General features: G+C 46.7%; 22 protein-coding genes. 14 read left to right on the forward strand and 8 right to left on the reverse strand.

The window, feature by feature from the left end:
• Positions 1–4: 4 nt before the first annotated feature.
• The 11 genes from T495_RS0111570 to T495_RS0111620 all read left to right on the forward strand — a co-directional run bounded on the left by T495_RS0111570 (position 5) and on the right by T495_RS0111620 (position 13,523).
• Positions 5–1,285 (forward strand): ABC transporter ATP-binding protein, encoded by a 1,281-nt coding sequence (locus T495_RS0111570; protein WP_051652019.1) that lies wholly within the window; start codon positions 5–7, stop codon positions 1,283–1,285.
• Positions 1,275–2,378 (forward strand): acyltransferase, encoded by a 1,104-nt coding sequence (locus tag T495_RS0111575; protein WP_033148779.1) that lies wholly within the window; start codon positions 1,275–1,277, stop codon positions 2,376–2,378. The genes T495_RS0111570 and T495_RS0111575 overlap by 11 nt, the downstream gene beginning before the upstream one ends.
• Before the next feature lie 18 nt (positions 2,379–2,396).
• Positions 2,397–3,329, forward strand: a complete 933-nt coding sequence (locus tag T495_RS0111580) for a glycosyltransferase family 2 protein (RefSeq protein WP_197020391.1) — start codon at positions 2,397–2,399, stop codon at positions 3,327–3,329.
• A complete protein-coding gene (locus T495_RS15305; protein ID WP_051652021.1) occupies positions 3,311–4,285 on the forward strand; it encodes a glycosyltransferase family 2 protein in 975 nt (324 codons plus the stop codon). The genes T495_RS0111580 and T495_RS15305 overlap by 19 nt, the downstream gene beginning before the upstream one ends.
• A complete protein-coding gene (locus tag T495_RS15310) occupies positions 4,267–5,241 on the forward strand; it encodes a glycosyltransferase family 2 protein (protein WP_051523050.1) in 975 nt (324 codons plus the stop codon). Before T495_RS15305 ends, T495_RS15310 begins: the two co-directional genes overlap by 19 nt.
• A gap of 33 nt (positions 5,242–5,274) precedes the next feature.
• Complete coding sequence (locus T495_RS0111595; protein WP_033148780.1) at positions 5,275–6,285, forward strand: glycosyltransferase family 2 protein; 1,011 nt, start codon at positions 5,275–5,277, stop codon at positions 6,283–6,285.
• Between the two features lie 217 nt (positions 6,286–6,502).
• The gene (locus T495_RS15315) at positions 6,503–7,549 is read left to right on the forward strand and encodes a glycosyltransferase family 2 protein (protein WP_051523049.1); all 1,047 of its coding nucleotides are present in this window, start codon (positions 6,503–6,505) and stop codon (positions 7,547–7,549) included.
• A 257-nt stretch (positions 7,550–7,806) separates the two neighbouring features.
• Positions 7,807–8,937, forward strand: coding sequence for a CDP-glycerol glycerophosphotransferase family protein (locus tag T495_RS15320; protein WP_197020392.1), 1,131 nt, complete (start codon positions 7,807–7,809; stop codon positions 8,935–8,937).
• A gap of 5 nt (positions 8,938–8,942) precedes the next feature.
• Positions 8,943–9,659, forward strand: a complete 717-nt coding sequence (locus tag T495_RS0111610) for a 2-C-methyl-D-erythritol 4-phosphate cytidylyltransferase (RefSeq protein WP_033148781.1) — start codon at positions 8,943–8,945, stop codon at positions 9,657–9,659.
• Positions 9,660–9,671: 12 nt separating this feature from the next.
• The gene (locus tag T495_RS0111615; protein WP_033148782.1) at positions 9,672–10,733 is read left to right on the forward strand and encodes an NAD-dependent epimerase/dehydratase family protein; all 1,062 of its coding nucleotides are present in this window, start codon (positions 9,672–9,674) and stop codon (positions 10,731–10,733) included.
• 648 nt (positions 10,734–11,381) lie between these two features.
• Positions 11,382–13,523, forward strand: coding sequence for a VapE domain-containing protein (locus T495_RS0111620; protein ID WP_033148783.1), 2,142 nt, complete (start codon positions 11,382–11,384; stop codon positions 13,521–13,523).
• A gap of 55 nt (positions 13,524–13,578) precedes the next feature.
• On the opposite strand, the gene T495_RS0111625 is transcribed toward T495_RS0111620, so the two are convergent.
• The 6 genes from T495_RS0111625 to T495_RS0111650 all read right to left on the reverse strand — a co-directional run bounded on the left by T495_RS0111625 (position 13,579) and on the right by T495_RS0111650 (position 19,418).
• Entirely contained in the window at positions 13,579–14,094 is a 516-nt protein-coding gene (locus T495_RS0111625; RefSeq protein ID WP_155993624.1) for a hypothetical protein, read from the reverse strand.
• A 116-nt stretch (positions 14,095–14,210) separates the two neighbouring features.
• Positions 14,211–14,855, reverse strand: coding sequence for an HAD family phosphatase (locus tag T495_RS0111630; protein ID WP_033148785.1), 645 nt, complete (start codon positions 14,853–14,855; stop codon positions 14,211–14,213).
• Positions 14,852–16,576: a C69 family dipeptidase gene (locus T495_RS0111635; RefSeq protein WP_033148786.1), complete on the reverse strand. Its 1,725-nt coding sequence runs from the start codon at positions 16,574–16,576 to the stop codon at positions 14,852–14,854. Before T495_RS0111635 ends, T495_RS0111630 begins: the two co-directional genes overlap by 4 nt.
• A gap of 15 nt (positions 16,577–16,591) precedes the next feature.
• On the reverse strand, positions 16,592–17,443 hold the full coding sequence (nadC, locus tag T495_RS0111640) for a carboxylating nicotinate-nucleotide diphosphorylase (protein WP_028903461.1): 852 nt from the start codon (positions 17,441–17,443) through the stop codon (positions 16,592–16,594).
• 14 nt (positions 17,444–17,457) lie between these two features.
• Complete coding sequence (locus tag T495_RS0111645) at positions 17,458–17,955, reverse strand: outer membrane beta-barrel protein (RefSeq protein ID WP_081773306.1); 498 nt, start codon at positions 17,953–17,955, stop codon at positions 17,458–17,460.
• Between the two features lie 11 nt (positions 17,956–17,966).
• Positions 17,967–19,418: a carbon starvation protein A gene (locus tag T495_RS0111650; RefSeq protein WP_033148787.1), complete on the reverse strand. Its 1,452-nt coding sequence runs from the start codon at positions 19,416–19,418 to the stop codon at positions 17,967–17,969.
• Between the two features lie 117 nt (positions 19,419–19,535).
• Here T495_RS0111650 and T495_RS0111655 point away from each other — a divergent pair, with 117 nt between their 5' ends.
• The 3 genes from T495_RS0111655 (at position 19,536) to T495_RS0111665 (ending at position 23,929) form a co-directional block, all read left to right on the forward strand.
• Positions 19,536–20,993 carry a glycoside hydrolase family 10 protein gene (locus T495_RS0111655; RefSeq protein WP_231495105.1) on the forward strand — a complete coding sequence of 486 codons (1,458 nt, stop codon included), beginning with the start codon at positions 19,536–19,538 and terminating at the stop codon, positions 20,991–20,993.
• 79 nt (positions 20,994–21,072) lie between these two features.
• Positions 21,073–22,326 carry a mannonate dehydratase gene (uxuA, locus tag T495_RS0111660; RefSeq protein ID WP_033148789.1) on the forward strand — a complete coding sequence of 418 codons (1,254 nt, stop codon included), beginning with the start codon at positions 21,073–21,075 and terminating at the stop codon, positions 22,324–22,326.
• 16 nt (positions 22,327–22,342) lie between these two features.
• Positions 22,343–23,929, forward strand: a complete 1,587-nt coding sequence (locus T495_RS0111665; RefSeq protein ID WP_033148790.1) for a mannitol dehydrogenase family protein — start codon at positions 22,343–22,345, stop codon at positions 23,927–23,929.
• Positions 23,930–23,979: 50 nt separating this feature from the next.
• Here the strand turns inward: T495_RS0111665 and T495_RS0111670 are convergent, their stop codons facing one another.
• A complete protein-coding gene (locus tag T495_RS0111670) occupies positions 23,980–24,648 on the reverse strand; it encodes a tetratricopeptide repeat protein (RefSeq protein ID WP_033148791.1) in 669 nt (222 codons plus the stop codon).
• Positions 24,641–25,702, reverse strand: a complete 1,062-nt coding sequence (gene leuB / locus T495_RS0111675; RefSeq protein WP_028903455.1) for a 3-isopropylmalate dehydrogenase — start codon at positions 25,700–25,702, stop codon at positions 24,641–24,643. The genes T495_RS0111670 and leuB overlap by 8 nt, the downstream gene beginning before the upstream one ends.
• Between the last annotated feature and the right edge of the window lie 3 nt (positions 25,703–25,705).

Consider the following 25,705-nt stretch of genomic DNA (forward strand, 5'->3'; position numbering starts at 1 on the left):
AATAATGAAAGCTATTGAGTTTAATCACGTAGGCAAGCAGTATCGCTTGGGAGTTGTCTCAACAGGCACGTTTAGTCACGATTTGAACCGCTGGTGGGCCATGAATGTGCTGGGCAAGGACGATCCTTATCTGAAGATTGGCGAGACCAATGTCCGCTCCAAGAAGGGTGAAAGCGATTTTGTCTGGGCACTGAAGGACATTAACTTCAGCGTAGAGCAAGGCGACGTGGTAGGTATCATCGGCAAGAACGGTGCCGGCAAGAGCACCTTGCTGAAACTGCTCTCACGGGTGACGGCCCCTACCGTCGGTGAAATCAATGTCTGTGGACGCATCGCCTCGCTGCTCGAGGTAGGCACAGGCTTCCATCCCGAGATGACAGGCCGAGAGAACATCTATATGAACGGGGCCATCATGGGCATGACGAAGGCAGAGATTACCCGCAAGCTCGACGAGATCATCGACTTCTCCGGCTGCGAACGATATATCGACACCCCCGTCAAGCGCTATTCCTCCGGCATGAAGGTGCGCTTGGGCTTCTCTGTTGCCGCCCATTTAGAGCCGGAAATCCTCGTAGTCGATGAGGTGCTGGCCGTGGGCGATGTCGAGTTTCAGAAGAAAGCCATCGGCAAGATGCAGGATGTATCGAAGGGAGGAGGCCGAACAGTGCTGTTTGTGAGTCATAATATGGCGGCAGTGCAGAAACTCTGCAAAAGAGGTATCCTGCTCGAAGATGGAGCAGTGAAATACTCGGGTGAAATTGAGGACACGATTCGAATGTACATTGACGATGGCACCATACCATCTCAAAGCGTGTTCTTCGATGATTTAGCGACAGCTCCAGGCAATGACAAAGTTCGTATCAAGTCGTTCGAGGTGTTGCCGGTAAAGGGCAACGTAGTGAGTGTCGCATCTGGCATCCATTTCCGCCTGACATTTATGAACTATTTCCCGACATTTCACCTTGATGCTGCTTTCGAGTTGAGAACAGCTGATGAGATTATCATATTCAATAGTGGTAAAGTGGTCAGCCCCCAGCAAGAATCCAAAATTGGTGAATACGTTGTCGAATTCTCTCTGCCGCCATTTATGCTCAATCGAGGCAAGTATTATATGACGATTTGGATGGGAGAGAAAAACAAATATCGTATCTGCGAAAAATATTCCCACCCCTTTATGGTTGAAGACGCTTTCCCCGATGACCCTTATTTAGGGAAGCCTCGGCTAGGAATACTTAAAATGGAAATAAACGCTTCGTCACAATTCAGAGAAGTACATGGAAAATAAGCAACAAAAGACTTTCGAAAATCGAATTGCACTTGCAGATTACATTCGCGTGATGGCCTGTCTGACGGTGATGGTTGCCCATGCCTGCGGAAAATTCTTTAATGTGGGTGGGGGGATTCTAATCGCCAACGAAAGCAATCGTTTTTGGGTATCAGTCTATGATGGTTGTTGTCATGTATCCGTACCGCTGTTTATGATGGTTTCAGCATTTCTGTTAGTACCCTTGAAGCCTGGTGTGACGATGAGCCAATTCTATCGTCGGCGCTTCTTGCGCATCCTACCGCCCTTCATCTTCTTCCTGCTACTTTATGCCGTGTTGCCCGCCACGTGGGGAGCTTTTACATGGAGCAAGGCTGTATCTCGACTACTGATGTTGCCTTTCAACTTTCCGTCAGGGGCCTATCATCTGTGGTTCATGTACCCGCTCATCGGTATCTACCTCATTATTCCAGTGGTGTCACCTTGGCTCGAAAAGGCCAGTGCCAAAGACGAGTTGATGTTCCTTGGTCTATTCGCCTTTTCGACACTCACCCCCTGGCTGCATCGCTATGTATCGCCTGAACTCTGGGGTGAATGTTACTGGAATCAGTTCTCTGCCCTGTACTATTGCTCTGGGTACTTGGGGTATCTTGTTCTGGCCCACTATATTCGTGTGCATCTGAAGTGGAGTCAGCAGAAGAGACTGTTCATTGGGATGTTTTGCTTCGTACTTGGCACCCTGTTTACCGCATGGTGCGTCTGGTACAAAACCGTGCCCGGCATACAAATTGAAAAGTCGGTGCTGAGATGGTCGTCTGATTTCTGCACCCCCGATGTTCTACTTGCCACCTTTGGAGCCTTCCTGTTGTTCACCTGCATCCAGAAGGCTCCCAGTTGGATTACCAGTCTTGCCAAACTGTCCTTCGGCATGTATCTGATGCATGTATTCTTCCTGAGGTCTATAGCAGAATGGATCATTGGTGGCGATGTCGCTCATCCGCTACTGCCTGTATGGTTGGCTATTCCCGTTATTGGCCTGCTAACGTTTCTGTGCTGCGCCGTCGTCACAAAACTCATCTCACTGATTCCTGGTAGTAAATATTTAATCGGTTAACCCAAATAATGAATGTTTATGTCTCCTTTGTTTAGTATTATCATACCTCATAAAGAGATACCGGATCTGCTGATGCGGTGCCTGAAGTCCATCCCTGTATCTGAGGATATTCAGGTGATAGTAGTCGATGACAATAGTGCCGATGCTGACACCTACTTGGAAAGGTATCCAGAGTTGTCGCGCCCCTATCTGGAGTTCGTAAGAACGACGAAAGGCGGAGGTGCAGGCTATGCCAGGAATGTGGCTTTGGAGCATGCTGAAGGAAGGTGGATTCTGTTTGCTGATGCAGATGATTTTTTTGTTGATGACCTTAATGAAATCATCTGTTCCTATGTAGGTTCTGAAGCGGATGTGATATACTTTAGGAAGAGGTCGGTGCTCTCAGAAGACATAGGTGTAGAAAACAACAGAAGTTCTTACATCGATAAAATCATTGATCAATATTTGACGGATGGTGATGAATATCCTGTAAGGTTCAAATTGCCTACTCCGTGGGGCAAAATGATCAAAAGGGATTTGCTTGTCAAACACAGCATACGTTTTGACGAAATAGTGTATTCGGCAGATGTGTTTTTCTCCTTGCTCGTTGGTTATTATGCTGAAACCATTAATGTTGTCAACAGAGTCCTTTATGTTGTTACTTATCGCTCTGATTCATTAAGTGCAGATTTTTGTTCTAAACCTGGTGAGTTGGAACAAAGAGCAGAGGTGGCTTTTCGTTGTGACATATTTATGCTTCAAAATGGGTTTTGCAGGGAGCGGATGTCGAGGTGTTATTTAACGAAGTTGTATAATCAAGACCGCAAGCTGTTCAAAGAATTCTTTTTTAAACTTGATGAGATTTATCCGTCGAAATGGTCGGCATTACGAGATATTAGCAGGAACAAATCCTGGAGATTTAAAATCAAGTTCTACTTATATTCATTGTTAGTATGGATAAGGATTCGGTAAGTATTACGGGTAATATGCCATTGGTGTGTCCAACGTTTAGTATCATCATACCTCATAAAGAGATACCGGATCTGCTGATGCGGTGCCTGAAGTCCATACCCGTATCTGAGGATATTCAGGTGATTGTGGTGGATGATAACAGTCCAGATGCCGATACATATTTAGAGAGGTATCCAGAACTATCGCGTCCTTATTTGGAGTTTATCAGAACGACAAAAGGTGGAGGCGCTGGCTATGCTCGCAATATAGGATTGGATCATGCAAAGGGTGAATGGCTACTGTTTGCTGATGCCGATGATTTTTATGTGGAAGATATGTATGATATCATTTCTTCAAATGCAAACTCGGAAGCGGATGTCATATATTTCAAGAAAGAATCTGTATATTCAGAAAATATTATCCAAAAAACAGATAGGGATGTTTATATTGATAGAATGATTAATAATTATTATGCGAATGGTGACGAATGGCCTTTAAGATTTATGTATTGTCCTACATGGGGCAAGATGATCAAAAGAGATTTGATTAATAAATTTAACATCCGCTTTGAAGAAATAAGATACTCAAATGATGCGTTTTTCTCTTTGTTTGTAGGATATCATGCTGAAACTATTGAGGTAGTTAATAAAGTCCTTTATGTCTTGACTTCTCGCCCCGATTCGTTAGTGGCTAATTATTGTTCTAAACCAAATGAGTTAAGAATAAGGGCAGAAGTGCATTATCGTTCAGATCTATTTTTGCATCAGCATCAAATGTGTAAGGAAAGGTCCATGAAACAATATTTGGTGCTAATGTTCAATAAAGACCGGAAACTGTTCAAATACTACTTCTTTAAACTTGATGAGATTTATCCATCAAAATTATCGGCATTACGTGATATTAGTAAAAACAGATCCCTAAGGTTTAAAATCAAATTCAGTTTATATTCATTATTGGTATGGACAAGACTCCTGTAAGTATTATGGCAAATTTAAAATCTATGTGTCCTACGTTTAGTATCATCATACCTCATAAAGACATCCCGGATCTGCTGATGCGGTGCCTGAGGTCAATCCCTGTATCTGAGGATATACAGGTGATTGTAGTGGATGATAATAGCCCTGATGTAGATACCTATTTAGAGAGGTATCCTGAATTGTCGCGACCCTATCTGGAATTTATCAGGACGAAAACAGGAGGAGGGGCTGGCTATGCCAGGAATGTAGGATTGGATCATGCCAAAGGAAAATGGATTCTGTTTGCCGATGCGGATGACTTCTTTGTTGAAGATATGCATGACATCATCAGCTCATACGTTGATTCGGAAGCAGATGTCATATACTTCAAAAACAAGGCGGTTCTTTCGGAGAATATAAACATAGAATCAAATCGATGTTCTTGGATGAATAAAAAGATTGATCAATGTTTGAAAGATGGTGATGAATGGCCTGTAAGATTTAAGTTGTTTGTTCCATGGGCCAAAATGGTTAAAAGGGATTTAGTTATTAAATACAATATCCGATTTGACGAAGTAGTGTATTCGGCTGATGTATATTTTTCCATGCTTGTTGGTTATCATGCAGGAATCATCAAGGTTGCAAATATAACCCTATATGTCGTGACTTTTCGTCCCAAATCATTAAGTGCAGAATTTTGCACCAAGCCAGGTGAATTGAAAACAAGGGCAGAAGTGTTTTTCCGAGAAGAAAAATTCTTGATTAGGCATAATATCTGTAGAGTTAGGTCTATGAGAAAATATTTATTGATAATGTTGAAGAGAGACCATTCTTTATTCAAATATTACTTTTATAAATTAGACGAATTATATCCATCAAAACTATTGGCATTGCATGATATAGGAAAAGGTACATCTCTGCTTACCAAGATCAAGTTGTATTTATATTCATTGCTGATATGGGCAAGGGACTTGTGAGTATCTGTTGAAGTAAAGTTATATAAGCGTAAGATGGAAAACGAACTCCTTCACCCGTTTGTCAGCATCATCGTGCCTGTATATAATACGGCGGAATACGTGGAAGAATGTATTCAGTCCATCCTGTCGCAGACCTACGAGAATATAGAACTGATTCTTGTGAATGATGGCAGTACGGACGGCTCTGGTGAAATCTGCAAGAAGTATGAACATTTGCCCAATGTATCGTATTTTGAACAATGCAATTCTGGTGTGGTTGTTTCAAGAAAGCGAGGTGTTAGCGAGGCACATGGCGAGTGGATTATGTTCATGGACTCTGACGACCTTTTGTTGGAAGATGGTGTACAACAAATAATGCTTTTGTCGTCTGGTGTGGATATTGTAATAGGTATACATGAAGGAAATACTTCGTTATTAAAGGCTCCTAATTATTTTGAGTGGGATGAGTATCTTTATGGACTTTATCTTAAAAGAATTCATAGCGCAGTTTGGGCAAAGTTATTTAAAAGAGAACTATTTGAGAATTGTTCGCAGGCTTTTGAATATAAAATTACTAGGGCGGAAGATGCGTTAATGAATTTAGCGATAGGAAGTGTTAATAGGAAAAAAGTCTCAATATGTAGGAATGCTATTTATCAATATAGGAAGCGTGATAGTTCAGCAACGCACACATTTAAATATTCATTTGACTATTGTGAAAGATTGAGTTTAATTGCTGATTCTTTAGTGAAGGGTTTATTTTCTGCCGATATGGAGTTGAGGGGTGGAATCAATTGGCGAATGTTTTATTATAAAATGGCATTGGCAGAAAATGATTTTCAGGGCGACAATCATCATCCTTTTGTTAAAGGAATAATAAGCCGCATGAATGAAGCGAGGGTGTTGCGTCTGAGTGACAGGATGATATTGTATGTGTCAAATCGACATGCTGTAAGGGCTTGCCTGTTTTTGTCTAAGTTCGTGAGGAGAATAGAAATTCCTTCATTGTTCCTGAAGGTTTTTGATAGACTAAGAAAGAAGATTTTGATAAATGTGTGTCGTTGATTATCAATATCTAGTAAGAGAGCAATTAAGATGTATTCTTTCCAAAAGAAGTTTATCATTAGGATTTAAATCCCTCCATATTTTGCAACGACTTTGTACTCAAGTAGTTTTTTAATGATAAAATAATTGTATGATTTCTTGTTATATTTACGAATTGTTTGTATATTTGAAACCGAGAAGAATAAAAGAGAATAAAGAAGAATAAAATAGAATAAAAATGAATAAAAATCACCAAGAGGAGATTCATACGTTGTTTCATCCGACATTCGGGAATCACCCTCAGCCATTAGTCAGCATCATCGTGCCTGTATATAATACGGCTGAATACGTGGAAGAATGTATTCAGTCCATTCTGGTGCAGACCTATAAGAATATAGAATTGGTTCTTGTGAATGATGGGAGTACGGATGGTTCTGGCGAGATATGCAAGAAATATGAGCTTCTGCCCAATGTAAAATACTACAGCCAAGATAATCATGGGGTAACCTCTGCTAGACGGAAAGGTGTGGTAGAATGTACTGGTGAGTGGATAACATTTATGGATTCAGACGATTACTATATGCGTGATGACGCAATACTTATGCTTGTTTCAGACTCAGAAGGAGTTGACATTGTATTTGGAAGTGCTGGAAAAGGTTATTCAGGACGTTCTGATTTGCCAAGTTTCCTCTCTTATGAAAAATTTCTTGAGATGCAATATGGTAGGGAACTTTCTGCTGGGCCATGGGCAAAATTATATAATAGGAGGCTATTTACTGAAAATACATTGAATGAGTCAAAAAACATCAAAAGAGCACAGGATTATCTGATGAATCTTGAGTTGGCAGTTGAGAATAGAAGGCCCGTGAAATTGTTTAAGAAGTCAGTATATTATCTGAGAGAGCATCCTAAGTCAAGACGTCATACTTTCATTCTAAATCTTGATTATATGTTGTCGCTGACAAAAATGGCAGACAGAATAGTAGAAGGACATCTGCCTCAAAAGATTGTAGAGAAGGCAAAGGCGAAACAAAGACGTTATTTTTTCTATGAAACTATTTCTACTAATGGCTTCCGAAGTAGCGCAAATCATCCGTATGCTATTGAAACAAAGAAATTGCTTAAACAAACCTCCCAACTCACGTTAATGGACAGATGGCTATTGAGCGTCTCTTCTCCTTGGGCTGTGAAGATGGTCTGGAATTTGAAGAAGGTTGCAAGAAGGCTGGAGCATCCCTCGATAATTATATGTGACTTGAAGAGATTGGCTAAAATATTTGCATAAATACTTGTTGGTTTCATGTAATCTTTGTATATTTGCGTCCAAGTATGCTTTCTGCATTGAGCAAAAATGGGCAAATAATGCTTTTTGGATAAAGCAAAATATAAGTTTTATACTTTTGCTGTCAAACTAAGTTAGGAATGAATATTAAACAACGGATATGGAAGATGACAAGGCCAGTGCTGAGGCCTGTGGGAGCAGTGACAATAGTTTGTTTGTTCTACCTATTGCGCATATTTCCGATAAAGAAGAATAAGGTTTTGGTTTGTGTTTTAGGTGGCATGTGCTATGACGATAACCAGAAGTATATCATGGAGGAGCTTCATAAGCTTATTCCTGATTTGGATATCGTTTGGGTGAAGGATCCCAAATATGAATACGAACTACCTACATGGATGCGACCAGTTAAATGGCACAGTTGGCAATGGCTATATGAGCATGCGACGGCTAAGATCTGGACAAACAACTGGTGCGAACCTGATTACTTTGTGAAGCGAAAGGGGCAGTTATACGTGGAAACATGGCATGGGGGACTGGGCATCAAAAAAGTGGAAGGTGATATGATTGGTGAATGTGCGACAGATAGAGCAAAGAACCTCTTCCAGAAGAATGCTTCGGATATGGCGAATGTATATATCTCTAACTCCGACCATCTGTCGGTGATCTATCGCAGGACATTCAATTATCATGGGCCTATCTGGAAATGCGGCTATCCGAAGAACGATATGTTGGTGCAGAATAATCCTGAGGAGGGTATGAAAGCGCGCAAGGACTTAGGCATTCCTTCTGATCATAAAGTGTTGCTCTATGCTCCTACTTGGCGACATCGTTTTAGTCAGGAACAGCACATCGACATGAATGTATATGATATGGATATACAACGTCTGAAAAAAACGCTGACGAATAAATTTGGTAGCGAGTGGACGATGCTCATCAGATTCCATCCTAAGCTGCGCCTCTATGCCAAGGGCTATCAGGAGACGCATCCGGATGTGATGGATGTGACCGACTATCAGGATATGCAGCGGCTGCTGATGGCGACGGACGTGATGGTGAGCGACTATTCGAGTTGTATCTTTGATGCAGCTCTGAGGCGGATTCCCTGTTTTACATACGCTACAGACTTCAATCATTATAAATATGAGGAGCGTGGCGTGTATTACGAAATGGAAGAACTACCTTTCCCTTACGCCAAGAACAACGACGAGATGGAGAAAAACGTGAAGGCTTTCGATATGGAGGACTATCTGAAGAAGTGGGATGCCTTCACCTTGAGAATGGGACTGAACGAAACAGGCCATGCGGCGAAGGACATCGCACAGAAGATGGCAGACTTCCTGAATGGCAAGACGGTGACATGGCAGAATGATTATCCAATAAAAATACCCTAAAAGATATGAACATAGCAGTAATTTTTGCAGGAGGGCAAGGGAACAGACTTAATTATCATAGTCGCCCCAAGCAGTTTTTTGAGTTTCGGGGGAAACCTATCGTAGTCTATACCATCGAGGTGTTTCAGCATATCCAGGAGGTTGATGCCATCGTGGTGGTATGCTTGGAAGACTGGATACCTTATCTGCGTCGTCAGGTGGAGAAATATGACTTGAATAAAGTCATAGATATCGTACCTGGTGGCAGCAAAGGACAAGACTCCATTTATCATGGACTGGTATGCGCCAAGCAACATTATCCAGAGGATTCGATGGTGCTGATACACGACGGTGTGCGCCCCTTGGCGATGGAGAAAACCATTATTGAGTGTATTGAAGTGGCCAAGGAGAAAGGAAACTGTATTGTTTGTGTACCAGCGATGGAGACCATCGTCACGAAGAAAGCTGACGGTTCGCTGGAGGTGCCTGATCGCAATAGCGTTCTGATAGCGAGAGCACCACAATGTTTTGTACTGAAAGATGTGCTGGAGGCCCATCAGAAGGCATTGGCAGAGGATAGGCATGATTTTGTGGATACCTGTTCGATGATGAACCATTATGGTTATGAGTTGCATACGATTTTAGGCACGATCGAGAATATCAAGATTACGACACCTGCTGACTACTTTATGTTCAAGGCTATCATAGAATCAAGGGAAGAAAGTGCTGTATTTGGATTTTGAACATTGAAAAGAATGGTTATTATAGAAGATCTGCAGAGGATGAGTGAGGCTCGTCTGCCTTGGCGAGAGCTTGACGGGAAGACTATCCTCGTGACAGGGGCTACAGGTATGTTGGCCTCATATGTCACTTGGCTGTTGCTCTATCTGCATGAGCATGCAGGTATTCATGTCTCTATAGTAGCGCTTTGCAGGAATCGCCAGAAAGCTGAGCAATATTTTGGCTCGTATGTGGGTAAGCCTTATTTCCATTTTCTGATTCAGGATGTTTGCGATCCTATCGCCTATGAGGGAAAGGTGGACTACGTTTTCCATCTAGCAGGGAACGCCAGTCCGCATTATATCAATACGGATCCTGTGGGCATCATGAAATGCAATCTGCTGGGCACGATGAATGTGCTGGAGTATGCACGCGATTGTCAGACGAAGAAGGTGATTTTTGCCTCTACACGTGAGGTCTATGGCAAAAACGAGGAGGCAGAACGCTTGGATGAGCAGACTTTTGGCACACTCAACCCTTTGGACGACAGATCGTGCTATCCTGAGAGCAAACGGGCTGCAGAGACGTTACTGAAGAGTTATTATCTGCAATATGGTGTGAACTTTAATGCTATTCGTATTGCCCATTCGTATGGCCCTACGATGACACTAGAAAATGACGGAAGGGTGATGGCCGACCTGATGGGCGACGTTGTGGCTGGTCGTGACATTGTGCTGAAAAGCAGTGGTGAGGCTGTTCGGGCGTTCCTTTATATCTCAGATGCCGTCGTAGGTATGTTCACTGTGCTCTTTCATGGCCAAACGGCAAAGGCTTATAACCTCGCTAACGAAACGGAGCCCATCAGCATCAGGAATTTGGCACAACTATTGGCGGCATCAAGCAAGAATACAACGATTCAGGTGGTAGTATCGGAGTGTGAACAGAAAGGCTATTGTGCCTATCGCCGCACAGCTTTAGACACATCAGCCATCCAACAATTAGGCTGGAAACCGATGGTTTCCCTCAAAGTAGGAATTGAGAGGGTGCTACATTACTTTACATCTACAGAAAATCCTCTCCCAATAGGGAGAGGATGAATAAGGCCTACTGCTCCATTAGCCAGTACTTGCTTGCAAAGATAGTACTTTTTTGGTGAATATCAGCATATTTGGAGGAAAAATTGTTTTTCATGCTGGATTTTAGAGAAAATGACTCGAAACTGTTCGGAAGATATAGCTTGAGAAAGAAATATTTTTGGCGCAGGAAATACAAAAATGCTGTTTAATCCTACTAAACCTACATTATCCAACTCTATTACAGATACTTACACTAAAATTTAATCCTACTAACAACCCTACTAAAATCCTACTTTAATCCTACTTTAATCCTACCTTAATCCTACTAGAATGGAGCAATCACGGAAAAAGTAAAGCATAACTTTTGCACCAGTTTCCCGTAAGGTTACAAATAGTTCCCCGTAAGGGAACTGGTAATTCCCACGTTGGGAACCAAAAATTCCCACGTTGGGAACAAAATACGGCAATATTGGTAGGATTAATGTAGTGTATTTGTAGGATTAAAAGTGGATTATTGGTAGGATTGAAAAATCGGTTAAATAATTATAAATCTGACAGTTAAATGGCGTTTGGTAGGATTAAATGGGGTATTTGTAAATTTTGCATTTGGGAAAAGACATTTTTCTTCGTATATTTGCGCTAAAATCAATCAATAATAACTCTAAAGATATGAAGATTACTTTATTAAAACTATCGAGAAAGAAGGAAGTCATAAACCGTCTGGAGCTGTCGGAAATGGCTGAGATGATCAAAAACAGCCCCATCGCACAAAACGTGTTCAACTTGCGACTGAACTACAAGTTCCTGAAGCCACAGCGGATAAACGACGGACAAATCATGGTGGACGACCAGCAACACACGGTGAATCTGCCCCGTATCCTCTTTGCTGCGGAATGCATGAACTACAAAGAGAAGCAGAAGGGACTGAGGTACAACGGACTGGTAGTGATAGAAGTGAACGGACTGAAGACCTACGAGGAGGCCACAAGCATCCGCAATCAGGCTGCGAGGATGGACGAAACGCTGATGGCCTTTTTAGGCGCATCGGGCATGAGCGTGAAGATAGTGTGCAGAGGTGAGCTGTATGGGGATTACCAGTCGACAAGCACCACGCTGCCACAGCGAGACGAGGAGATCAGACAGTTTCATAAGAACCTGTACGAGACGGCACGCAGGGCTTATCAGAACCAGTTGGGCATCGACATTGCCTACTTGGAGCCTACTGTGGAGCGCACCGTCTATCTGAGTGCCGACCCTGAGATGTACTTCAACCCGGAGGCACGACCATTCAAGGCTGATGCAGACAAACACGACCAGCCAGAGCCTACCAAAATATCGTACGAAAGCGACAGGCTGATGCCAGGCCGAACCATCACACGAACGTATCACTTCAACTGGTTGTTCATTCTGCGCGAGGTGCTGGGCGAGTACTTCGACCTGCCTGACGAGGAGCGCCAGATGCAGCTGTTGCAGCAGATAGCCCGCAAGTCGCTCGAGCAGGGCATTCCCCTATCCCACGCCCAGGGCATGACGCTGGAGCACCCGCTCTTCCACAACGATCCCGACCTGGTGAAGAGCGTATTCGCCACCACCTACGAGATACCGCTGATGGAGGACTATCGCAAGCAGCACAAAATAAAGCCGCTGAAGAGTGTGCCTCAGGAGACGCTACAGACGATGCGAACAGAGATATTCCTGACTGCCAACTACGACATGCGAAAAAACCTGATGACCGGCGTGGCAGAATATCGTATGAAATATGCTGAGGATCAGACCTTCAAACCTCTGACTGAGGAGGTGCGCAACGATATGACCATCGAGGCGCGCGAACAGGGACTGAAGTCGTGGGACCAGGACGTGAACCGCTTTATCGACTCGACCCGCATTGAGCAATACGACCCTGTGAACACCTGGCTCGACCACTTGCCCGAATGGGACGGGCACGACCATATAGCCGACCTGGCAGCCCGCGTGCCAACCACTCAGCCACATTGGCCCAAGTACCTGAGATACTGGCTGACGGGTATGGTGGCGCAATGGCGCGAGAGCGACAAGCAGCTGACTGGCAATGCGTTAACACCGCTATTGATAGGTCGCCAAGGCTGCGGAAAGACGCGATTCTGCAAAATCATCCTGCCTCCGGAACTGCGCGACTACTACAACGACAAGCTGAACTTCAAGAATGAGTTCGACCTGAATATCGCGCTGACGATGTTTGCCCTCATCAATCTCGACGAGTTCGACAAGACCACCAAGTCGCAGCAGATTGTGCTGAAATACCTGCTATCGTCGAGCGAAGTGAAATTCCGCCCACCCTACGGCAAGACCATCAAGCTGTTCCGTCGCTACACCTCGTTCATCGGCACCACCAACGAGCAGCAGCCACTGGTAGATCAGACGGGATCGCGCCGATTTGTCTGCGTGAGCATACCCAAGGACCAGAATATCGACTATACCGACAATGTAGACCACGAGCAGCTGTTTGCTCAGGCGCTCCACCTATTTAATAATAAGGAGCGCTTCTGGCTAGACGATGAGGAGATCAAGGAGCTGATAGCGGAGAACGAGCCTTTCCAGAAGACTGTTGATCTGCTGGATATGATCGAAGACAGCTTTGCCAAGCCCAACGGCAATGAGGGCCGATGGTGGAAGGCGAGCGAACTGCACGCCTACCTGGATGCGAAATACGCTTACTTCGACGCCAAGGTGAACACGCCCAGAGTGCTTGGCAGGGCGATGAACAACTATAAGTTCGGATTCAAGCGCCGCACTGTCAACGGCATCTCAGAATACTGGCTGCAAGAGAAATAACAAAAGAAATAGCCTCCATCAGCTGGAGGCTATTTCTTTTTGTTTATGAGATCTGTTACTTAATGCGGGGATGTGTGGGGCGAGCCTCAACGGCAGGGGCATCAATCATACCGCGGGTGTGATAATGAGTGCCTCCCCAGTTGTAATAGTCGGCAGACCTACGAGTAGAATTATGCAACTCGAAGCTTACTTCCTTGTCGCCATCCCAGAAGCGGCCACGGAACCGGTTTGAGGTCAATGAGTAGTTGCGGATCTCTACACGGGCGTTGTCCTCAAAGAGGATATAAACAGTACCGTACTCAACGTACCATGTAAAACGATATACCTCGTAGTCGTTGGGTCCATAGTAGTCGGCCCAGAGACCATTACCTTCTGTATATGAGCTGGGATAACGGAGGAATGTGATTTCTGACTCAACATACGACTCACCAAAATTATCGGCTATCGACATGTTACCTACCCATGTTCCTTCGAGATCGCAGGCGATTTCTTCATCGGTTTCGCAAGAGGTGAACGACAGTGTCATCAATCCCATCATTGCCATCATCAGTGTTGTGTAGAGCTTCTTCATAACTGTACCCTTTCTATTTCTTTTGTTAGACATTCGATTATTTTTTGATATTGCAAAGTTAGATAATTTAGTGAACTCCTACAAAGGAAAATCCATAAACCATGAGGGGGAATTCCCTAAAGTAGAGAGGAAAGTTGGTTAAAGTCCATATACCGATAATCGGATATCTGGATGTCGGACAATGCGCGGATTGAATCTGCCGGATTAGTGGTAGTCAATCCAACAACCTTCATCTTGGCAGCCTTGCCAGAGCGGAGGCCATTGAAACTATCCTCAAACACGATGCACTCATCGGTTTGAGCACCTAAGCGTTCGGCAGCTTTCAGATAGCAATCGGGATCGGGTTTCGAACGCTCGAAATCCTCAGAGGTGAGGATGGCATCGAAAAGCTGCTGGAAGGTTGGTTGATAGCGATACACAGCCTGCATCTTGGGCAGATTAGAGCTGGTGACGACAGCTGTCTTCACGCCATGGGCGTGCAGATCGGCTATCAGGCGCTCGAAGCCTTCGATATAGTCGTAGTGCATCTGGCTCTCGTAGTTGTTCAGGCGCTCAGTGATGATGGGCTGCTCTGAAAGCAAAGGGCCACTGAACCACTGATCATAGATCTGCGTGAGTGTCTGTCCTTTGATTTCGTGCTCCAATCCTGGGCGCTCAGGATGATAGAGACGACACTGAGAACCCCAGAAAATAGTATACTGGGGTTCTGTGTCGAATACTACACCGTCGAGGTCGAAAAGTGCGGCTTTCAATGTGCTCATTTCTTCTCCTCCACTGGTACAAGATATTTATCGCCTGTCTGCTTCAGCAGATCGCGGGCATACTGCTCTGGGAATCCTGGACGAACCACACGGGCACCATTGCCATAAGGTGTGCGCAGGAAAGTGCCGTTGGCATCTGTTGGCTTAATGGCCATATCGTTGAACTTCACAATCAGGAAGAAGGCCAGTTTCTGCCAACGGGCAATCATCTCGTCGCCCTTCTGACAGCTGTAGTTGGTGAGGAATTTCACACGCTCCTCAGCAGTAGGCAATGCGAGTGCCTTAGCCTCGATCTCAGGCTGCAGCTTGTCGTAAGAGGCATCGAGCGAGTCGCGCACCTCCTTGAGCGATGGGAACATCATCGAGTAGCGGGGATAGACCATGTTACTCACCCAGTTGCATACCCAGAAAGCGTTGTCCATCGAGAAAGTGACATCGTCGGCACCTTCCTCAGTAAAGCACTTGGGGCGACGTGTGATGCAAGAGTACATGGGGGTGTAAGCCACCATGTTGCCATCGTCGTTACCAAACCAGAAGCAGGCGCCTACCTCGCGGGGCATCCAGCTACGCATCTGTGAGATGAAACTCCAAGCGGTCTGCTGGGTTGAGATGGGGCGCTCGTTGAACACCTCCTGCTCGCCCACCTTGAATGAGAGTGGTGATGGACGATAAGGCATCTGGTAGATTCCGCCACCGATATTGGTATCGAGGGCGAATGGTGTGCCCTCATCGTGATCGCGCATGGCATCGCGCAGATCCTGAATAGTCACCTTCTTGTTGGGGATAATCCAGAGGGGCATCTCCTTGGCGTTCTGCTCCTTACCGGCTGCGTAAGGCACATACTCAGAGAAATCGTCGGCAAAGCGATTGAAGAAGCTCCATACACGAGCCTCGCAGTAGCGGCGACCAGAGAAATCAGGGGCAGCGTAGGCTGCGTTGTAGCTGAAGTCGGCATCCTTACCATCAAACCAGCCCATAGTGCGTGCGTAGCTCACTACATTGTCTGAGCAGAGCATCAGGTTGGTGATAGGCTTCTTGGCATTGAGCGCATACTTCTTGCTGAACAGGTCCTTCATCTTCACACGGGTGTAGCGACCATCAAGGAACTTGGTGATGCGGCTCTGGTTGGCGTGAGCTGCTACAGCATTATCAGGAATGCGGATAGCCACCCAAACGGTGCGCTCCTTCGACTTTTCGCGATCAGGACCGCAACCCATCATCTCCAGCATCCAGGCCTCGTCCTTATCTGCTACAGAGAAGGTCTCACCCTCAGAGTAGTAACCATACTGCTCTACGAGCGATGTCATAATCTGCAGGGCCTCGCGAGCGGTCTTAGAACGCTGCAGGGCGATGTAGATGAGTGAACCATAGTCGATGACACCTGTTGAGTCGGCCATCTCGTGGCGACCACCAAAGGTAGTCTCACCGATAGTTACCTGCCACTCGTTAGAGTTACCAATCACATTATAGGTCTCGGCAGCCTCAGCTATCTCGCCCAGATACTTGTTGGTATCCCACTCGTACACCTTACGCATATCGCCAGGCTGATGCTTGGCAGCGGGATAGTGATAGAGGGGCATAAATGCGCCGTACGAGTCGGCATTATAGGTGACAAACACCGAGCCGTCGGCGCTGGCTTTCTTGCCAACGATAAAGTTTGTACATGCCGATGCATCCATCACGGCCATCAGCGAAATTGCTAGTATCAGTTTTCTTTTCATATACCTTATTATATATTAGTCACAAGCCTTAAACGACATGTCGAGTCCCTTAACAGAGTGTGTAAGCGCACCAACGCTGATGAAATCAACACCCTGCTCAGCATAATCGCGGATGGTGTCGAAGGTGATACCACCACTCGATTCCGTCTCATAACGATGGTTGATAATCTCAACCGCCTTCTTGGTATCGGGCACGCTGAAGTTGTCGAGCATGATACGGTCCACACCACCATGATCGAGCACCTGCTGCAGCTCGTCGAACGAGCGCACCTCGATCTCAATCTTCAGGTTCAGGCCCTTCTCTTCGAGGTACTTGTGGCAACGGTCGATGGCGTTGGTGATACCACCAGCAAAGTCGACGTGATTATCCTTCAGCAGAATCATATCGAACAAGCCGATACGGTGATTACAACCTCCACCAATCTTAACGGCCTGCTTCTCGAGCATACGCATACCAGGTGTGGTCTTGCGGGTGTCGAGCACACGGGTATTGGTGCCCTCCAGACGCTTCACATACTTATCGGTCATCGTAGCGATACCACTCATGCGCTGCATGATGTTCAGCATCAGACGCTCTGTCTGGAGCAGCGAACGAATCTTTCCTGAAACAATCATCGCGATATCACCTTTCTTCACGCGGGTTCCATCCTGCATCAGCACCTCAACCTGCATGGTGGGGTCGAAACGGTGGAACACCTCTTTAGCGATTTCTACACCTGCCAAGATACCATCTTCCTTAATCAGCAGATGGCTCTTACCCATCGCATCCTCAGGGATGCAGCACAGGGTAGTATGGTCGCCATCGCCTATATCTTCGGCAAACGACAGATCTATCAGTCTGTCAACCAATTCATCAACACTTAACATATTTATATTACTAATTAAAAATAAAGTCCAAATCCTATGCGCACTCCGAAACCTGAATAGTTAGAATCCTTGGTACTGTGCTCATAATACACCTCAGGCTCAACAGTCAGTTTGCCTGTCAGGAAGTAAGCATAGCCTACACTCAGCTCAGGACGGAAATCGCTGAAGTCGTCGCACTTGGCATATTTGGCTGTAGCACCTGCGTACAGTCCGCAACTCTCGAAATAATAGCGTAAACCAGCACCTAGCTGTACGACATCAGGCATATCGGTCTGAGCGTCATAGCCCAACTGACCTACCACCATCCAGTCGTCGGCAATCAGATAGCCCGCCTTAGCCTGCAAGTTTAGATTCCAGTCGCTACCCTTATGATAGCTCAGACTGGCGCCTGAGGCCGAAGCTCCTACATAGAACTTACCCTGGCTGAAAACCTTTTCCGAATCGTTCAGATACTGTGCCTGAGCACCGATTGCCATCATTAAGGCGATGGCTGCCATCATAAGTTTTTTCATAATCATCCGTTTTAGTTTTTATTCTTTTTATACCATAATACAAACCAGGCGATAGCAATTATCAGGCAGACGATGCCGTAGATATAGCCATCGTTACCAAGACCTAACATCTGTTTCGAAACGAAGAAGTAGGTAGAGCAAACCGTTGTCATAAACAAGGCAGGAATCAGCGTAAGCCAGAAACACTTCTTGTTGCGAACCAGATAAACGGTGATGGTCCAGAGCGTGAATACGCTGAGTGCCTGATTGCTCCAGCCGAAGTACTGCCAGATGGTGTTGAAACCATCAGGATTCTCGATCTGCCAGATCAACATCGCGATAGAGCAAGCAAACATGGGGACGCAGATCATCAAACGCTTGGGGATGGGACGTTGGTCCATCTTCAACCACTCGGCCACAATCAGTCGGCCAGAACGGAAAGCTGTATCACCCGAAGTGATAGGCGCAGCAACCACACCCAACATGGCGAGGATAGCACCAACCACACCCAGCCAATCGTTGCATACCAAGTTGACAACTGCTGGTGCCGATGTATGGAATCCAGTTGTAGCCTGTTCGATGAGTTCGTAGCCAGGTGCTGGATTACCATAGAAGAACCACGATGATACCGTAGCCCAGATAAGCGCTACAATACCCTCGGTAATCATGGCGCCATAGAAAATAGGGCGGCCCATCTTCTCGCTCTTGACGCAGCGCCCCATCAGCGGGCTCTGGGTAGCGTGGAAACCAGAGATAGCACCACAGGCCACCGTGATAAAGAGGGCTGGGAAGATGTTATCCTTCCAGGTATCAGGCTCGGTAGCAGCACCCAAATTATAGAAACTGTTCCAAAGCTCAGGCACTGTGGGCCAATGCAGGAACAGCCACACCATCAGCGCACCTGCCATAAACAGCAGCGAGAAGGCGAAGAGTGGATATACCTTACCAATAATCTTATCGATAGGTAGCATAGTAGCAATGATGTAGTAGCAGAAAATAATGGCTACCCACATCATCGTCTCACCGCCGATAGAATGCAGAATCTCAGCAGGGCTGTAAACAAACACCGTTCCTACCATAATCAGCAGCAGCACGGTGAATACCAACATGATGTTCTTGGTGGTCTTGCCCAGATATTTACCGATCATCTCGGGCAGTCCGGCACCATCGTGGCGCATAGACAGCATACCAGAGAAATAATCGTGAGTAGCGCCGGCAAAGATACAGCCGAACACAATCCACAGATAGGCCACCGGACCAAACTTGGCACCCATGATAGCACCGAAGATAGGTCCTGTTCCAGCAATGTTCAGGAACTGAATCATAAAGATCTTCCACGAGGGCAACACGATGTAATCCAGTCCGTCGGCCTTCGCTACGGCGGGCGTCACACGATCATCTGGGCCAAATACACGCTCTACGAGTTTACCGTAGAACAGGTAGCCCATCACAAGAGCCGCAAGACTCAACACAAACGAAATCATCTTTCTTTAGCTGTTTTTGAATAATTTTTGTGCAAAAGTAGTGTTTTTATTTGAGAAATGGAAAAAATAAGCTAACTTTGCACCAAAATTCGTAAAAAAAGCAGCATTTTGAAGACAATTATACATATTTTCGTGCTTTTAGCACTAGTGCTAAGTACAAAAGCAAACAACCCGAAACATGAAGTCAGAGCCGTCTGGCTGACCACCATCGGTGGCATCGACTGGCCCCACTCCTACTCCTCGGCTAACCAACAGCGTGAACTGATAACGATTCTCGACCAATTGCAATTGGCTGGTATCAATACCGTCATGATTCAGACACGCGTCAGAGCAACCACTATCTTTCCGACAACTATCGAGCCTTGGGACGGATGCATCACGGGACATCCTGGTAAATCGCCAGGCTACGACCCGCTGCAGTTCTGCATCGAAGAATGTCATCGTCGCGGGATGGAGTGCCACGCATGGATTGTTACCATACCCGTTGGCAAATGGAACGGCACTGGTTGTAAACAACTCAGAATCAAATATCCCTCACTCATCCGCAAGATCGGCGATGAAGGATATATGGATCCAGAGAAGCCACAGACGGGTGACTATCTGGCACAATTCTGCGCAGAGGTAACACGACGATACGATGTGGATGGTATTCATCTCGATTATATCCGCTACCCCGAAACCTGGAAGCTGAAAGTGTCGCGTCCACAAGGTAGAGAGTACATTACTAACATCGTCAGGAAGATTAATCATAGGGTTAAAGCATTAAAGCCATGGATTAAGCTATCATGCTCGCCTATAGGCAAATACGACGACTTGGCTCGCTATCGCAGTTCAGGCTGGAATGCCAATACTACCGTATGCCAGGATGCCCAAGGATGGCTGCGCGACGGACTGATGGACGCCCTCTTTCCGATGATGTATTTCCAGGGTAATAACTTCTACCCTTTCGCGGTTGACTGGCTGGAGCATAGCTACGGACGTATCGTAGCACCAGGACTGGCAGTCTACATGATGCATCCCCGTGAGAAGGACTGGGCGCTCGAAGTGGTTACACGCGAGATGAGTGTACTGCGTGAACTTGGTATGGGCTACACCTTCTTCCGCAGTAAGTTCTTTACCGACAACACCAAGGGTATCTACGATTTCACTTACGATTTCAATAGCGTTCCCGCATTGATTCCGCCAATGACCTGGGCAGGCAAACTGGCACCATCGCCTGTAAGTAGGCTGGAACTGAAACGCAGTATGACCGCCGACAGACTCATCTGGCAACAGGCCGTCGACAATTCGGGTGCCGACTACCTATTATATAATGTGTACGCCTCGGAATCGCTGCCGGTAGATATCAGCAATCCTGAGAATCTGATAGCAACCCGCCAGCGCGAGTTAAACATCACCGTGCCCCACAAAGGGCGCACATTATACTATGCCGTTACGGCCATGAACCGCTATGGTATGGAGAGCGAGGCAGTAGCTATACCATCGTCAGCAACAGCCGGTCCAGGCAAACCATTGGATTTTAGAGCGCTGATGATGGGAAATAAGCTAAAAAAATACAAATCTGCAAAGAAATGAACTAAAATAGCAATGCTAATTGCTGAGAAATCACTAATTTTGCAACATTCATTACAACAAATCAAAAATAGAACTAATTATGGAAAGAACATGGAGATGGTTTGGCAAGAAGGACAAGATTACTCTTGCACAACTAAGACAGATTGGTGTTGAGGGCATCGTTACCGCCCTGCACGATGTGCCTCTGGGTGAAGTTTGGACACGCGAGAAGATCCGCGACCTGCGCGAGTACATCGAGAGCTATGGCATGAGATGGAGCGTGGTTGAGAGTCTGCCCGTCGTTGAGACAATCAAATACGGCGGTCCAGATCGCGATCATCAGATCGAAGTCTACAAAGAGAGTCTGCGAAACCTGGCTGCCGAAGGCATCCACTGCATCTGCTACAACTTTATGCCCGTACTCGACTGGGCTCGCACCGACTTGTTCCACGACAATCCCAACGGTGCCACTAACCTCTATTTCAACTATGCCGAATTTGCTTATTTCGACATCTATATCCTAAAGCGTCCAGGCGCTCGTGAGGAATGGGAGAAGTTCCAGTTCCCCGAGGGATGGGGCCAGGACCGTAACGTGATTGCCGAGTGCGACGAGCTGGCTAAGACCATGACACCCGAGAAGGACCACAAGCTGGTTGAAAACATTGTAATCAAGACACAGGGATTCGTAAGCGGTAACTTCAGCGAGAACGACGAGGCTCCTGTACAGAAGTTCCGTGAGTTCCTCGACCTCTACAAAGGGATTGACAAAGCTAAGCTGCGTGCCAACATGAAGTACTTCCTCGAGGCCATCATGCCTGTTTGCGAGGAGTGCAACATGAACATGTGCGTACACCCCGACGATCCCCCTATCGAGATTCTCGGCTTGCCACGTATCGTACGTACCGAAGAAGATATCCAGTGGTTCCTCGACGCTGTACCCAACAAGCATAACGGTCTGACATTCTGTGCTGGTTCGCTCTCAGCAGGTGCTTATAATAATGTGGTTGAGCTGGCCAAGAAGTTTGCTTCGCGCACACACTTCGTTCACCTGCGTTCGTGCCACATCTTCCCTAATGGCGACTTCACAGAGGCCTCTCACCTGGGCGGTCGTGCCGACCTGATTGAGCTCTGCCGTATCTTCGAGAAGGAGAATCCCGCTCTGCCAATGCGTGTGGATCACGGTATGACCTTCACCGACGAGCCTGGAGGTATTATGGACGAAAGCAGTCACGGTCATAATGCCGGTTACACCCTTTTGGGCCGTATGTTCGCCCTTGGACAGGTACAAGGTATTCTCGCCACCGTTGATCGCGAGTTAGGCATCGAATACAAGCAGCCTGGATTCTTTGATTAATTAATTTAGCAAAAATATGAAACTTAATGATATTTTTAGCGGTAATTATAATGCCGCAGAGTGGGAAGCCAAGGGCTACCAGCTTCCTAAGTTTGATATCAAGGCTGTACGCGAAAAGACAGCCAAAGAGCCCACATGGGTACACTTCGGTGGCGGAAACATCTTCCGCGCCTTCCCTGCTGCCATCCTGAACGATGCGCTGAACACAGGTAAGTACGACCGTGGTGTCATCGTGGCCGAGACCTTCGACTTCGAGGTGATCGACAAGGCTTACACCCCATACAACAACCTCTCGCTACTGGTATCGCTGCAAAGCACAGGCACCATCGAGAAGAAGGTGATTGCTTCAGTAACCGAAGCCCTGAAGGCCGACCCACAGTTTGAGGATTGGAACCGCCTGGTAGAAATATTCAAGACCCCAAGTCTACAGATGATTTCGTTCACCATCACCGAGAAAGGTTATACCTACAACGAGGCTGACCTGGCTCGTGGACTGAAGCCACTCTTCGCTATGGGTAAGGTTTGTGCCCTGCTGCTCGAGCGCTTCAACGCCGGACAGTTGCCACTCACCGTTCAGAGTATGGACAACTGCTCGCACAACGGCGACAAGGTGAAGGCTGGTGTATTTGCTTATGCAGAGCGTTGGGTGAACGATGGATTGGTACCCGCTGCCTTCCTCGACTACCTGAAAGATGAGAAGAAGATCACCTTCCCTTGGTCGATGATTGATAAGATTACCCCTCGCCCACACGAGAAGGTGAAGGAAATGTTGGCTGCTGATGGTTTCGATGACAACAACTACATTGAGACTGAAAAGCACACCTTCACCGCTCCATTCGTAAATGCCGAAGAGGTACAGTACCTCGTTATCGAAGATAACTATACCAACGGTCGTCCGCCATTGGATCTGGGTGGCGCACTCTACACCACTCGCGAAACCGTCGATAAGGTTGAGACCATGAAGGTGACTACCTGTCTGAACCCTCTGCACACAGCTATGAGTATCTATGGCTGCATGCTGGGCTATACGCTGATTTCTGCCGAGATGGCCGACGAAGACCTGCGCCCATTCGTTCAGAAGCTGGGTTATATCGAGGCGATGCCAGTAGTAGTTGATCCAGGCGTACTGAACCCCTACGAGTTTATCGGCGCTGTCATCAATCGCCGCTTGCCAAACCCATTCATGCCCGATGCTCCACAGCGTATCGCCATGGATACCAGTCAGAAGCTGCCTATCCGTTTCGGCGAAACCCTGAAGAAGTACATCGCTCGTGGTTTGGATAAGAGCAACCTGGTGCTGATTCCTCTCACTTTGGCTGGTTACGCCCGCTACCTGAAGGGAATCAAGGACGATGGTACAGCCTTTGATTGTTCACCCGACCCCATGCTCGAGGAACTGCAGGCTATCGTAGCTCCATTGCAAATTGGTAAGGCCGATCAGGATTGGAGCTGCCTGAAGACTCTTTACAGCCGCAAGGATGTGTTTGGACTCGACCTGTACGAGGCTGGCATGGGCGAGCAGATTGAAGGAATGGTTAAGGAACTGTTTGCTGGCAATGGTGCCGTTCGTAGCACGCTGCACAAATACGTTTCAGCCCGCTAACAATAAACCCCTAATAATAGAGCCCACCGTATTTGGTGGGCTCTATTATTTTATTTGCACTTATCGTACCATTCACGTAAAGCTGCACGCGGTGTTCCTTGTTTGACAGACTGGTCTAATGCCGCACGGGCCTCTTTCTTACGTCCTAAGCGCAACAGCACATCCACTTTTGATGCCGTAAGATCGACCTTCTCCGGAGCCAAGCGTAAAGCTTCATCCCAATCGTAAAGCGCCGCATCATACTGTTGCAGCTGGGTTTCGAAAGCCGCACGAGCCGCGTAAGCATCGGCACTATCAGGGAACTGCTGAACGGCGCGGTTCAACTCGTCGGCTGCTTCAGTACGGCGCCCCAACAGCTGCAGAACATGGGCCAGCCCCAAGCGCGCTTCGAGATGCTCGGGCTGAATGGCCAGAAAAGCATCGTAATCGGCACGCGCCGCATCGTAATGACGCAGTTGGGTATGACAGAAAGCACGGAAGTAAAGTGCCGCCAGATTACGTTCATCGAGCTTCAGAACAGCCGAGTATTCATCGCGTGCATACTCCCACTGCTGAAGATTGATATTAGCCTCAGCTTTCTTCAGTCGCAGGTCAATATTTCGCGGATGTAGGTTCACTTGCTCTATCAGCACCGATACCGAATCGCGCCACTGTTTGGACGTCTGAGCCGATACGTCCAGCACCGCAAACAAGGCTATCGTCAATAGATATTTACGCATTCTTGATATAGTTTACAATCCACTCTCCTACTTCGCGCGTACCGTATTTCTCGCCACCCTCGACCTGAATCTCAGGTGTACGTACATTAGCATCAAGCGAAGCAGTAACAGCCTGACGGATGAGTGCGCCCTCCTGGTTCAGTCCGAAGTGTTCAAGCAGCATAGCAGCAGAGAGAATCTGAGCGATAGGGTTAGCCAGATTCTGACCAGCAGCCTGAGGCCATGAGCCGTGTACGGGTTCGAACAGTGGTGTATGCACACCTAATGACGATGAAGGCTGCAGTCCCATCGATCCTGTGATACACGAGGTCTCGTCGGTCAGGATATCGCCAAAGGTATTCTCAGTCACAATCACATCGAAATAACGAGGCTCAGTGAGTACACGCATCGAGGCATTGTCGATAAACATGTAATCGGTGGTTACCTCGGGATACTGCGACTCCATCTCCTTGGCAATCTGACGCCACAGGCGACTTGAAGCCAACACATTGGCCTTATCAACAACCGTCAGATGCTTCTTACGGGTCATCGCCATCTCGAAACCTACTTTCAGGATTCTTTCTACTTCCGGACGAGTATAGATATTGGTATCGTAGGCCTTATCATTATCCTGATATTTTGCACCAAAATACATACCACCAGTCAGCTCACGAATCACCACGAAGTCGGCTCCCTTCAATAGTTCCTCCTTCAAAGGAGACTTGTGCAGCAGGCAGTCGAATGTAGCTACAGGGCGCACGTTGGCAAACAAGCCTAATTTCTTGCGCATAGCCAGCAATCCTGTCTCAGGACGTATCTTAGCGGTAGGATCATTATCGAACTTCAGCGAGCCAACAGCCGCAAACAATACGGCATCGGCCTGCATGCACACCTCGTGGGTGCTATCGGGATAAGGATCGCCCACCTCCTCGATGGCATGAGCGCCACAGATAGCGGGTGTATATTCAAACTCGTGACCGAACTTGGCGGCAATCGCATCCATTACAGCCACACCTTGTTTCATAATCTCTGGGCCTATTCCATCGCCCTCTAATACAGCAATCTTCAGTTTCATATT

The sequence above is a fragment of the Prevotella sp. P6B1 genome (assembly GCF_000702825.1).
Classification (GTDB): domain Bacteria; phylum Bacteroidota; class Bacteroidia; order Bacteroidales; family Bacteroidaceae; genus Prevotella.